Annotated in this window: 11 protein-coding genes; 10 read left to right on the forward strand and 1 reads right to left on the reverse strand. The window is 36.1% G+C overall.

What is annotated here, in order from left to right; translation table 11 throughout:
* Position 1 precedes the first annotated feature (1 nt).
* Together DMZ43_RS11095 and DMZ43_RS11100 are read left to right on the forward strand one after the other, a co-directional pair.
* Positions 2–1093: a glycosyltransferase gene (locus DMZ43_RS11095; RefSeq protein WP_131508253.1), complete on the forward strand. Its 1092-nt coding sequence runs from the start codon at positions 2–4 to the stop codon at positions 1091–1093.
* Positions 1090–2010: a glycosyltransferase family 2 protein gene (locus DMZ43_RS11100; protein ID WP_131508255.1), complete on the forward strand. Its 921-nt coding sequence runs from the start codon at positions 1090–1092 to the stop codon at positions 2008–2010. The genes DMZ43_RS11095 and DMZ43_RS11100 overlap by 4 nt, the downstream gene beginning before the upstream one ends.
* 76 nt (positions 2011–2086) lie before the next feature.
* On the opposite strand, the gene DMZ43_RS11105 is transcribed toward DMZ43_RS11100, so the two are convergent.
* A complete protein-coding gene (locus tag DMZ43_RS11105; RefSeq protein WP_131508256.1) occupies positions 2087–2833 on the reverse strand; it encodes a hypothetical protein in 747 nt (248 codons plus the stop codon).
* A 1408-nt stretch (positions 2834–4241) separates the two neighbouring features.
* On the opposite strand from DMZ43_RS11105, the gene DMZ43_RS11110 reads away from it, so the two are divergent.
* The 8 genes from DMZ43_RS11110 to DMZ43_RS11145 all read left to right on the forward strand — a co-directional run bounded on the left by DMZ43_RS11110 (position 4242) and on the right by DMZ43_RS11145 (position 11643).
* The gene (locus DMZ43_RS11110; protein WP_131508258.1) at positions 4242–5096 is read left to right on the forward strand and encodes a bifunctional 2-polyprenyl-6-hydroxyphenol methylase/3-demethylubiquinol 3-O-methyltransferase UbiG; all 855 of its coding nucleotides are present in this window, start codon (positions 4242–4244) and stop codon (positions 5094–5096) included.
* On the forward strand, positions 5093–5992 hold the full coding sequence (locus tag DMZ43_RS11115; protein WP_131508260.1) for a glycosyltransferase family 2 protein: 900 nt from the start codon (positions 5093–5095) through the stop codon (positions 5990–5992). The genes DMZ43_RS11110 and DMZ43_RS11115 overlap by 4 nt, the downstream gene beginning before the upstream one ends.
* Positions 5989–7137: a glycosyltransferase family 4 protein gene (locus tag DMZ43_RS11120; RefSeq protein ID WP_131508262.1), complete on the forward strand. Its 1149-nt coding sequence runs from the start codon at positions 5989–5991 to the stop codon at positions 7135–7137. Before DMZ43_RS11115 ends, DMZ43_RS11120 begins: the two co-directional genes overlap by 4 nt.
* 10 nt (positions 7138–7147) lie before the next feature.
* On the forward strand, positions 7148–8146 hold the full coding sequence (locus DMZ43_RS11125; RefSeq protein ID WP_131508264.1) for a glycosyltransferase family A protein: 999 nt from the start codon (positions 7148–7150) through the stop codon (positions 8144–8146).
* 99 nt (positions 8147–8245) lie between these two features.
* Complete coding sequence (locus tag DMZ43_RS11130; RefSeq protein ID WP_131508266.1) at positions 8246–9148, forward strand: glycosyltransferase family 2 protein; 903 nt, start codon at positions 8246–8248, stop codon at positions 9146–9148.
* A 10-nt stretch (positions 9149–9158) separates the two neighbouring features.
* Positions 9159–10085, forward strand: coding sequence for an FkbM family methyltransferase (locus DMZ43_RS11135; protein WP_131508267.1), 927 nt, complete (start codon positions 9159–9161; stop codon positions 10083–10085).
* On the forward strand, positions 10085–10891 hold the full coding sequence (locus DMZ43_RS11140) for a hypothetical protein (RefSeq protein ID WP_131508269.1): 807 nt from the start codon (positions 10085–10087) through the stop codon (positions 10889–10891). The genes DMZ43_RS11135 and DMZ43_RS11140 overlap by 1 nt, the downstream gene beginning before the upstream one ends.
* A 68-nt stretch (positions 10892–10959) precedes the next feature.
* Positions 10960–11643 (forward strand): cytidylyltransferase domain-containing protein, encoded by a 684-nt coding sequence (locus DMZ43_RS11145; RefSeq protein ID WP_131508271.1) that lies wholly within the window; start codon positions 10960–10962, stop codon positions 11641–11643.
* Positions 11644–11672: the final 29 nt, after the last annotated feature.

The following is an 11672-nucleotide window of genomic DNA, read 5'->3' on the forward strand; positions in this document are numbered from 1 at the left end:
GATGAGATTAGCGATAGTAACGAATAAACCTTACGAAGAGTGTGAAACTTTTATAAAGCATCAAATAGATTGTTTGCCTTATAGTATTAAGCATTATTGGGGTTTGAAATTACCCTTTGATGTTGCAAGACCTAGAACTACTTTAATGGGTAAAGGGTTACAAGCGCTTGGTTTTTATAATCGAGAAGCGGACTTAAACTTATTTGTTAAAGATTTAATCATTAATAAGATTGACTTGGTTTTTGCCCATTATGGAATGATTGGAGATGCAGTTTTGCAAGCATGTGATCGATTGGACTTGCCATTGGTGGTTCATTTTCATGGGCATGATGCCGTTCGTAAATCGGTATTGGACACTTATTCCAATTATAGCAGGTTGTTTTCTTACCCTAGGTTGGCGGTTGTTTCAGTAAGTCATGAAATGACAAAACGGTTGTTGAACATAGGTTGCCCTAAAGACAAGATCCATTACAATGTGTATGGTCCTAATGATGCGTTTTTAGAACTTGAGGGAAAGCAGTGTAAGCTTCAGTTTATTAGTATAGGTAGGTTTGTTGAAAAGAAAGCACCGCATTTGACCCTGCTTGCTTTTAACGAGGTTGTGAAGCACAAACCAGATGCGCAATTGGTTTATGCGGGTGATGGTGTTTTACTTGATAGTTGTAAAGATTTGGTAGTGGCTTTAGGTATAGAGAAAAATGTTACGTTTCCTGGGCGTATTACTCCTTTAGACTACCAAGGTTATTTAGAAGAATCTCTCGGGTATGTACAGCATTCTATAGAGGCACAAGATGGTGATATGGAAGGGACTCCTGTTTCTATTTTAGAGGCTAGTGCAGCTGGTTTGCCCATAGTGAGTACATTACATGCAGGGATACCTGATGTTATTATACATAACGAAACAGGTTTACTTTCAAAAGAACGAGATATTGAAAGCATGTGTAAACATATGCTGTGGTTGATTGCGCATAAAGAAGCGGCTAAAGAGATGGGAGCGAAAGGAAAGGCACGTATTAAAGCGCACTATACATTATCGCGCCATTTGTACGGTTTACAAAGGATTATTGAACGTGTTGTTGCACAGACTGTATGAAGGTATCGGTAATTATTCCAGTTTTTAACAGGGCACAGCTAATAGCAGAAACCCTTGATAGTGTTATAAAGCAACGTTTTGTTGATTGGGAGTGTATTGTTGTAGACGATGGTAGTAGTGACCCTACTGTAGCAGTGGTAAGTGCTTATGCTGAAACAGATGCACGTATTAAATTATTTGTACGACCAGATGCAAGGCTTAAAGGCGCCAATGCATGTAGGAACATTGGACTAGAAGAGGCTGTAGGTGAGTATATTGTTTTTTTTGATAGTGATGATTTAATGACTGTTGACCATTTGTCTACAAAAGTAGAGGCTATAGAGCGCTGCCAATGTGATTATGTGATTACTAGAACCGACTACTTTAATTTAGCAACAGATCGCTTAAACGCCTACTACCGATTTGATGAATTCCCTATTACGCCTTATAATTATGTTGCACAGCATATTAATTGGTTGACTTATGATATTTGTGTTAAGGCTTCTTTAGCTACATCTATTTGTTTTAATGAGCAATTACAATCGGGACAGGAGTATAATTATTTTAGTAAATTGGTTCATTTGTCTTGTAATGCTAGGTTTATAGATAAGGTAGTGACTTTGCGCCGCCATCATGAAGATTCTATTAGGTCGAAACTTAAGACTGATAGGGCTTTGTCAACTAGTTTTTTTAGGGTTAATTGGTATACTTATATGGATTTATTGCCTGTAGCAGAACCAAAAACTTTACGTGTTTTTATGGTTCGCTGTATGCGGTTGGTGTATTCAAGTCGGTCAATTTTAATTCCTGAGCGATTAGCGTTTGTACGTGAAGTATTTAAGGTGTATGGTCTTAAAGGTTTTTATTTTGTATTGATGGTATTCAGTCTTAAGCTGTTTAATAAGGGCTATTGGTTTTTACAGCAACTTACTAAGTAGATTTTCTATTTTTTAATTAAAAAAAAGCGAACACCGAAGTATTCGCTTTTTAGGACTACAATTGATTGTTAGTGTGTTACACTACTTCCAATAGTTGTAGTGCATTGAACGCTCCATTGTTAAGGGCGTATTGCACGCCATTGATTTCCTGAAAGAATGCAATTTTTAAGAAAAAATAAGCTTCTCCAGTACCTGTAGGCGTTGCAGGTGACAGGGTAACTGTAGTTGGTGTTAGGTCGATAGGTAGGTTGACCTCGTTACTAAGTTCTAGATCCTTGTCATCTGTTGCCATGTCTAGGTTTAAAAAGGCACTGCTGAAGGACACGTGTGTTGCACCTTCGGGCACCCCAAGTTGCTGTCTTGGTACCAAATTGGTAATTACAATTTCGCCACTTGTGGTGTTGAGTTGAAAGTTGGTGAGTAGTACACTTTCTAAAACTGCATGTTTATTGAAATTGAAGTTTTTTAACCATGCTTTTCCTTGTGGAGTTTGTATACCATCTGCGACTGTACGTTCGCCACGAGGTGAGGTTTGGTCTTCTTTGTTGACTCGACTCATGACTTGGGTTAACCTAGAGGTAACCCTTTGGTCTTTTGCGTCGTACATTAACGCTGTTATAGCTCTTCTAAGGAATTTGCCGCTAGTTGCGGCGTTAGCAAATTCGGCATTGTTTTCGCGAGTACGAATGAACGCAGGGTCGTTGTGAATGCGGTTTTTGCTAATTGCACTTTTGGTTTTTACTAGATATCCATCTTCGCCTTTGTAAAATGTTAAATCATCTAGTGTACCTTCAAATTTAATAAGGCTTCTTACTTTAGCCATAATTTTAAGTATTGTGATGTGTCGTTGTACTCCACATCTGTTAAATTTATAGATTTGTAGGCTTGAGACTTCTTTCAGTACTGCTTATTGCATGAGCTCCTGCAAGAGGCAATATGATTGATTTCACATTGGCCTGTGGGCTAATTTAGGTGAAGGTTTTTAATGCCTGTTTTATTTTTCGCTATTGTGGTGCTTTTTGTTTTTCTTTTCTGATTTTTGGTATTTGTTGGTTTATTGGGGTGTTTTTTTCAGGTTATTGGTCTTTTTTTCCATGAATTTGGTGCTTTTGTGGTATGACTTTCCCATGGCTTTCCCATGGCTTAGGTATGGCTTAGGTATGGCTTAGCTATTTTGTTTTTGTAAGAATGGTATCTGGTTGATTTATTGTTGCTTAGTATTGAAAAAAATTATACATTTATGAGGTAACTAACTGACATATATTGAATTGTGATATTGTTTTCTAAAAAAGATTGACAGGTTTTACTATGAACTGTTAATTTATTTAGTATGGTACCGCTATTTTTACACACTGCCGATGTGATGCTCTTAATGAATGTTTGTGATAAAACTGCTCGACAAACGATTAAGGACATTAACTCTCATTTTAATTTACAACCTAATCATTTTGTTAGTACTACTGCTTTCTGTACGTATTTTATGATGGATAGTGATACGTTACTTGCTGTGTTGAAGGGGAAGTAGTAGTGAGTAGTGAGTGGTGAGGAGTAGGGTTTGATAGGTTGTGTATGACATGGTGGTGCTTGGTTATATGTTCATTTTTGAGGGACCAAAAACGAACCAAAAAGTCCTTTACTGTCAGTAGGCATTTCGCTTGCAGCGAACCACACCCAAAACTTCGCGTCGCAAAGCTCCTAGAGTCGAAGCTTTTGTGTGTTATGCTTACGACAGCGTTTTCCTGCGATGCAGGAATGGGGTTGTGTGCTTCGATGCTTTGACTGCGCTCAGCATGATAGTGTGGGTAGTGAGGAGTGAGACGTGAGGAGTGAGTGGTAGGGATTAGTTGTGAGGGATGAGTTGTTGGTGCTTGGTTATATGTTCATTTTTGAGGGACCAAAAACGAACCAAAAAGTCCTTTACTGTCGGTAGGCATTTCGCTTGCAGCGAACCACACCCAAAACTTCGCGTCGCAAAGCTCCTAGAGTCGAAGCTTTTGTGTGTTATGCTTACGACAGCGTTTTCCTGCGATGCAGGAATTGGGTTGTATGCTTCGATGCTTTGACTGCGCTCAGCATGATAGTAGTGAGTGGTGTATGGTGTGTGGTGTTTGGTGTTTGGCGAATAGTGATTAGTGAGTAGTGAGGGGGTTGGGAGTGAGGGATAAGTTGGTTTTTGTTGTGTATTGTTTGTAGTTGCTGTATATTCGCCAAAGCCCAATGCGTTGACATTCATGGTATCATCAGAACACAACACCATACAAAACAGAGCTCATTATGATGCCTTGTATTCTAAATTATCTATAGATGGCTTATTGCGTAAGCTAGAGCGTTTGGATGCTTTTTTGGCAGATGCTACAGCTACTGATACGTCGTGGGTGTGTATGTACCAAGACCATTTTAAGGATCGGTTGCAAGGTGCCAAGGTACTGGAGTTGGGTTGTGGTGATTGCACCAATGCTGCTGTAATGGCTGCCTTGGGTGCCCAAGTGTATGCCAATGACATATCAGACCAAAGTGGTGTGCTTATTAAAGCGTTAAATGCCCAAGCTGATTTTGATTACCCTATACAGTATTATCAAGGTGATTTTTTGAATTTAACTATTGACGAGACAGATTTTGATTTTGTGATAGGCAAAGCGTTTGTACACCATCTTACCCATGAGCAGGAGCTTGCTTTTTTAGATAAGATTGTAAGGTTGTTACACCCTGAAGGCGAGGTGAGGTATGTGGAGCCTGCGATTAACAGTGCGTTTTTAGATGCTTTGCGCTGGATGGTGCCTGTACCAGGGCGTCCGTCGAGTTTACAGGTGTCGCGTTTTAGAGCCTGGAAAGCCTTGGATCCACACCCAGACAGGGATAATAGTGGTGCACATTACAAGCGTGTTGGTCAACAGTACTTTAAGGACGTGTTGATAGTGCCAATAGGTGCTTTGGAGCGTTTTAATAGATTGTTTCCAAAGGCTAAGTGGAATCGTGCTTTTAGGCGTAAGGCTTACCACTGGGAGCGATTTTTACCCTCGTTTTTACGTTACCGTTGGGCTAGAACACAAACTATTGTTTATCGTTATCCTAAATCTCAGTTATGACTAGTCCTCTAGTATCTATAATTATACCCACCTATAATCGAGCGCATTTGATAGGAGAAACGCTTGATAGTGTGTTGGCGCAAACTTATAGTCATTGGGAGTGTATTGTTGTAGATGATGGTAGTACTGATGGTACAGCAGCTTTACTAGATACTTATTGTGCCAAGGACCCACGTATTCAATACTACCAACGACCTGAAGATAGACCTAAAGGAGCTAATGCCTGTAGGAATTATGGGTTTGAAGTGAGTACAGGGGATTATGTGAATTGGTTGGACAGTGATGATGTTTTTGCCCCTAATAAAATTGAAACTCAATTGACTTTGTTGTTACAGCATAATGCAGCAATTGCTACTTGTAAATGGGGACGATTTGAAATACTTAATGACTTTAGACTAAAAGATAAACTTGATATTTACCAAAACTATGCTACAGGAAAAGCATTGATTAGAGCATATGGAGAATCGACTCATTACTTTCCTTCACATACTTTTTTAGTAAAACGAGGTGTTATAGCTCATTCAGGGTTATGGAATGAACACCTTCAAATCAATCAAGATGGTGAATTTTTTTGTAGGGTATTGATTGCTAGTAAAACGATTGTTTTTTCAGCTAATACGTATATTTTGTATCGCAGTCATATTGATGATAATATTAGTAAGGTTTCAAGTGTTTTAAAGGCTAAACATTTAATTGTAAGTTGGAAGTTGATTGAGAGTTACTTGACTCTTATTGATACAGAGTATTTTAAGGCTTATATAAAAAATGGTAAGGATTATTGTTTTTTGAGGCTAAAAGATGGGTTTAATATGCTTTTAATAGGAGAAACGCTTTTTTTTAAGGAACAATTTAAGTTTTATTCTTTTTTAAACCGTTTAAAACGCAAGCTATTTTGAAAAAGATATTGTTGTTTGGACCCATAGGAGATTTTGGAGGCAGAGAACTAGAAGTTGGTTTTATAGCTGATGCCTTAAGTCAAAAGTATTTGGTTGATGTATGTAGTACAAGTTCTTTTTCTAATAAGTCACAGGTTTTTGAATTTAATACAAGCCTGAATGTTTTTAGTTTAAACAGTTTGTTGTATCACAAAAAAAGAATGTTTAAAATGCTCTCCTATCTAAGTTATTTGAAAAATAAAAAGGTAGGTGCAAAACATGATTATGTGAATAATGCCCTATTGAAAAAGTACTTTAACTATGATGAAGAAATCGCAGTGGTTTTAGAGTCCTTAGTTAAGGGCTATGATGCAATATTTGTTTGTGCTCAACTGTGTTCGGGTTATGTTGAAAAGAGTATTTTTTATGCCAAAAAACATAAGCTTAAGGTGTTTTTTAGGACTACGGGGTTAATTAAGGATTCTGCTTATGATTTTATAACAGATGTGGATTGTTTTATACACCATTCTTTAAAAAATGCTCGTGCAATACCTCAAGAGAGTACTTATAGATATACTATTATTGATCAGTTTGCTAACAACGAAAACCATTTGTTAAATCTCCCTATAACAGTTTCAGAGGAAGGTGTTAGTTTTGGTGTGTTAGGACGTTTTAGTGAAGAAAAAGGGATATTGAAATTAGCTAATTATTTAAGCGATAGTGCTGTAGAGTTGTATATAGCGGGAGACGGTCCTCAAAAGCAAGCGCTTGTTGAATTGGCAAATGAGGCAGCGACTTTTCATTTTTTAGGCCAGCTAGAAGCTAGCGAATTGGATGATTTTTATGCAAAAATAGATGTGCTTATTATCCCCTCTTTAGAGGAAGCGGGTCCTTTAGTGGGTTTAGAGGCAATGGCAGCAGGAAAAGTGATTTTTTCGACAAAGGTAGGAGCAATGGAGGAACGATTAACAAGTGTGAGTTCTCCTTTTTGGTTTTCTATCGATAATTTAAAGACCTTAGATTTGTGTATGTCACAGTTAAAAGCCATGCAACACGAGTCGGTTATAGAATTACGACATCAATTGAGACGTATTTATGTAGAACATTACAAAGCAGATTATATTGCAAAGCAGTATGTAAAACTTGTTAGTGAATTTTTAAATTAAGAAGCGGTAAATGAGAATAGGAATGAACCCCCAAAAACAGGACAAGCCATTGGACCTGGATTGCCACCATAGAATTATTGTAGTTGTGTATGTCCCTGAGAGTGATAGTGCCTTTTATAAGCATAGTTTTGAGGTGTTTAAAGCTTCGCTAACTTCAATTAAAACTTCAATAAACGAAAAGGCTAAGATAACTATAGTTAACAATGGAAGTAATACAGAAGTTACTAGTTACTTAAATGAATGTTATGCACTCAAAGTAATAGATACTTTAATAAATCATAGCACTAATATAGGTAAGATAGATGCTTTAATAGGAGCAGCAAGAGGTGCTAGAGAGCCTTTGTTGACTCTTGCCGATTCTGATATTCTCTTTAAAAAAGGGTGGCAAGAAGCTGTTGAGGAAGTGTTTTTAAACTTTAAGGACGTGGGTTCGGTTTCACCTATTTCAGTAAGGGCATCTGAATTGTATTGTACAAGTGCGACACTAAAACGTATATGGTTAAAGCGATTGAAATTTAGGTATGAAGCTATACCAGAAAATTTTGATGATTACAATAAATATATGGATAGTATTAATTGGGATCATGAGACTGATGCCCAATTGAAATGGCCAGTAGTGGAAGCTAATGCAGTTAAGGCTTTGGTGGGTAGTGGACATCAAGTATTAACTATAAATAGGCAAGTGTTGTTTGAAACCGTTCCCTTTGAGCCGTCTTTGATATTGGTTGGAAACCACTCTGAGTATAAGTATGTTGATGAGCCCATAGATAAGTCGGGGAGATTACGTTTGTCTACTTATCATAATTATGCTTACCATATGGGAAATACAGTTGAAGATTGGATGACAGCTATTTTGGAAGATAATCAAACGAAAAGTGTAGCGCCTATTATGGATTTTAACGAAAGCCTTTTGAAAAAGACATCGTTTTTAAAGTCAATTAAGCGTAAGTGGTATACTGGAAAGCGCTTGCTTTATAAGACCATTTTTTTAACCTTTTATAAGCGATAAGATAAAGATGGTTAGGTTTTGGGTTCATTTAAAGGTAATTTAAATATGTTTGAGCGTGAAGGTGAAGTCACATAAAATGGGTAACTTTAAGATTATATAATGCATACTACTTTTTCAATATTGATTACCACAAAAAATAGAGTTGCTGAGTTGGGAGTAACTCTTAAGTCAATAGCTTTTTTAATAGAAAGAAATGATGTGGAATGTATAGTATGGGATGATGGTTCAAATGATGGTACTTATGCTTATGTAAAAACTGAATTTCCTGAAATACGACTGTATAGCAATGAGAGGTCTAAAGGACTTATTTATAGTAGGAATAGGTTGTTGGAGAAGGCTAAAGGGAAGTATGCAATTTCTTTAGATGATGATGCCCATTTTTTAACAGATAATGTTTTACAACACCTAGGAGCTTATTTTGAAGCTCATGATAATGTAGGGTTGCTTACTTTTAGGGTGTTTTGGGGTATAACACCTCCAAAATCATATAAAGAAACTGAGCCAGCACATATTGTAAGTGGTTTTTTAGGCGGAGCCCATGCTTGGTGTATGGAGGCTTGGAAAGCCATACCTAATTACCCTGAATGGTTTTTGTTTTATGGAGAAGAACAGTTTGCTGCCTTACAATTGTTTAAAAAGAAAAAGGCTATATTATATACGCCTGAAGTGCTAGTACACCATAGAGTTGACATGACTGCTCGAAAAGTACATAAAGATTATTTGCAACGACAGCGACGTTCATTACGCTCAGGTTGGTACTTGTATTTTTTGTGTTATCCAAAGCGTATTATGTTTAAGAAGTTTTTGTCTAGCTTATGGAGTCAATTAAAGCGAAAAACCTTGAAAGGAAATATAAGTGCCACAAAGGCTATTTTGTTAGCACTTTTTGATGTAGTTTTTCATTTGCCATATTTTTTTACTGATAAATACAGGTTGACTTACCCTGAATACCTAAAGTATAACAAAGTACCTAAAGAAGTAATTTATTGGTTTCCTAAATAAAATTGAGGCTATGGTTAAAATCTTAAAAAACATTGGTGTTGCTGTGTTAAAGTTTATTATGCCTAAAACTAGTTTTAATAGTTTAAAGGTTAAAAGGAACCATCAACTTCAAAGTCGATATTTAAAAAAGTTGACCAAAAAAATTATTGCTTATCATAAAAAAAGTAATGATAAGGAGGTTTTAGAAGTACTAGATTTTTTAAGAAATAATGAAATAAACGTTTTTCCTTATAGTTTTATAAATACATATAAAGCATTGGAAATACAAGTTATTGATGATGAAGAATTGGGTTTAAAGTACGTATGGCATCAACATAAACGATTGTATTTTAAAAGATCGATGAGCTCAAACGGTATAAAAAACTTGTATAGAGGGTTACTAATAGACCAAGATAAGAAATCGCCACATTTGTACTTAACAAGTACTTTTAGGTTAACTGAGAATGACGTAGTAGCTGATATTGGAGCTGCTGAAGGAAATTTTACATTATCAAATATTGAAACTATAAAGAAGGCTTATATATTTGAGTCAGATATTGAGTGGGTTGAGGCTTTAGAGGCTACTTTTAGTCCATGGAAAGAAAAAGTTGAGATCATTAATAAGTTTGTTACAAACTGTGATAGTGATACATCATTAAACATATCATCATTTTATCAAAAGCACGATGACATCAGTTTTTTTAAAGTAGATATAGAAGGTGAGGAGTATAATTTTTTAAATGCTGCCAGTTCTATTTTTAAGGCTAATGTAAATGTTAAAATTGCAATTTGCACATATCATAAACAAAATGATGAAGTACAGTTTACTGAAATGTTAAGGTCATTAGGTTTTAGTATAGAGTTATCGGATGGGTACATGATATTTTTTTATGACAAAAAAATAAAACCACCTTATTTGAGAAGAGGTTTAATAAGGGCAATTAAAATAGCTCAATAATGTTGGATACATCTAAAATAGCGATTTTAACTACTGTAGCAAACTTTGATCTGTACCACAGGAACTCTAAGTTGTTTCCTAAAGGCATTACAAAATATGTTATAGATGGTACAAATGGCATGCATGGGATACATAGTATTTACTATATGTTTAAGAGGCTAAGCAAGGCACCTATTGATTGGTTGATTCTTGCAGATGAGGATTTGGTGTTTGTTGATGCTAATAGGGTTTTTAATTTAATAGAGACTATGGCAAGTAATGCTATAAGTGTTTGTGGAGTAAGAGATGGAGGAGTGGTAAAACATCGAACCTATAATCCTCATGTAATAAATACCTTTTTTACTGTTTTGAATTTTAAAGAAATACTACAAATATATGATGAAAAGGAGGTGAAACGACATCAGTATATTACTGAGGGGGAATTTGATTTAAAAACAGATCTTTTAGCTTACGATTATGATGAGATGAGTTTGTATGAACCTTATTATTGTTTCTTTTTGTGGCTTTTGAGAAAAGGTAAGAAGCTATATTACTTGGATAGTAAAATGCATGATGACATTACCAATGTTGGTTTTTTTGAAGGTGATCCCCTTTTTTACCATACATGGTATGCCAGAGCCTATAATATAAATGAGAAACATACTAAGCGTATAAATGCTGTTTTAGCTATTTGTGATGATAGGAAAAGTTTAGATGATGAGGAAAATAGTACTGATGGCTATAAATTGTTTAAAGACCGTTTTTTTGCTAAACGACAAAAGCTATTGAAATTACAGCGACGACTTATTAATAGGCTCAGGGTGTAATGAGGTGTTTTTTGTTTTTTCTTAGTTATTAATTATATGATGTAAGTTTGTTTTTGAATTAGAGTGATATGACTTTAAAAAGTAAAAAAATAATAGTTATTATACCAGCTAGAAGGGACTCTAAGCGGTTGCCTAAAAAAAATGTAAGCGTTTTAGGCGATGTGCCTTTGGTGGCGCATAGTATAGCGTATGCCCAGAGCCATCCTGATTTAGCAGATGCTGTTTATGTTACTACTAATGATTCTGAGGTCAAAGCTATTGCAGTTGCTCATGCAGCACAAGTTGTGGATCGACCTGAAGAGTTGTGTGGTGATACTGCTACTACTGTTTCGGCTTTAAAACATGTGTTAGAAACCATTGATTGTGCTTGTGAGTATGTGGTATTGTTGCAGCCTACCAATCCGTTGCGTCCTAAAGCCTTGTTAGCAGATGCTTTAGACGTTTTTTTTGAACGTGGTTGTGACAGCTTAATGACGGTGAGTAGAACCCATCAAAAACTGGGTAAGATTGTTAATGAACGATTTGAGCCCTTTAACTATACTATGGGTCAACGTAGCCAAGACCTAGAGCCGTTGTATTATGAAAACGGACTGTTATATATATGTAAAGCCTCATTAATTTTAAACGATACCATTTTAGGAACGCATAATCTTCCTTATATTGTGAACCATCCGTATGCTACTGTAGATATTGATACGGAGGAGGATTTTAGGTATGCAGAATATGTACTGAAAAATAGTAAAAAAAAATAGTTTTGTCAGGCTGAGCCTGTCGAAGCCTT

This window comes from Meridianimaribacter sp. CL38 (assembly GCF_004328055.1).
Classification (GTDB): Bacteria; Bacteroidota; Bacteroidia; order Flavobacteriales; family Flavobacteriaceae; genus Gaetbulibacter_B; species Gaetbulibacter_B jejuensis.

Coding starts and splice junctions, on each gene's coding strand:
- DMZ43_RS11100 (WP_131508255.1), top strand. CDS start 1,090: ATGAAGGTATCGGTAATTATTCCAGTTTTTAACAGGGCACAGCTAATA.
- DMZ43_RS11130 (WP_131508266.1), top strand. CDS start 8,246: ATGCATACTACTTTTTCAATATTGATTACCACAAAAAATAGAGTTGCT.
- DMZ43_RS11105 (WP_131508256.1), bottom strand. CDS start 2,833: ATGGCTAAAGTAAGAAGCCTTATTAAATTTGAAGGTACACTAGATGAT.
- DMZ43_RS11115 (WP_131508260.1), top strand. CDS start 5,093: ATGACTAGTCCTCTAGTATCTATAATTATACCCACCTATAATCGAGCG.
- DMZ43_RS11145 (WP_131508271.1), top strand. CDS start 10,960: ATGACTTTAAAAAGTAAAAAAATAATAGTTATTATACCAGCTAGAAGG.
- DMZ43_RS11140 (WP_131508269.1), top strand. CDS start 10,085: ATGTTGGATACATCTAAAATAGCGATTTTAACTACTGTAGCAAACTTT.
- DMZ43_RS11095 (WP_131508253.1), top strand. CDS start 2: ATGAGATTAGCGATAGTAACGAATAAACCTTACGAAGAGTGTGAAACT.
- DMZ43_RS11110 (WP_131508258.1), top strand. CDS start 4,242: ATGGTATCATCAGAACACAACACCATACAAAACAGAGCTCATTATGAT.
- DMZ43_RS11135 (WP_131508267.1), top strand. CDS start 9,159: ATGGTTAAAATCTTAAAAAACATTGGTGTTGCTGTGTTAAAGTTTATT.
- DMZ43_RS11125 (WP_131508264.1), top strand. CDS start 7,148: ATGAGAATAGGAATGAACCCCCAAAAACAGGACAAGCCATTGGACCTG.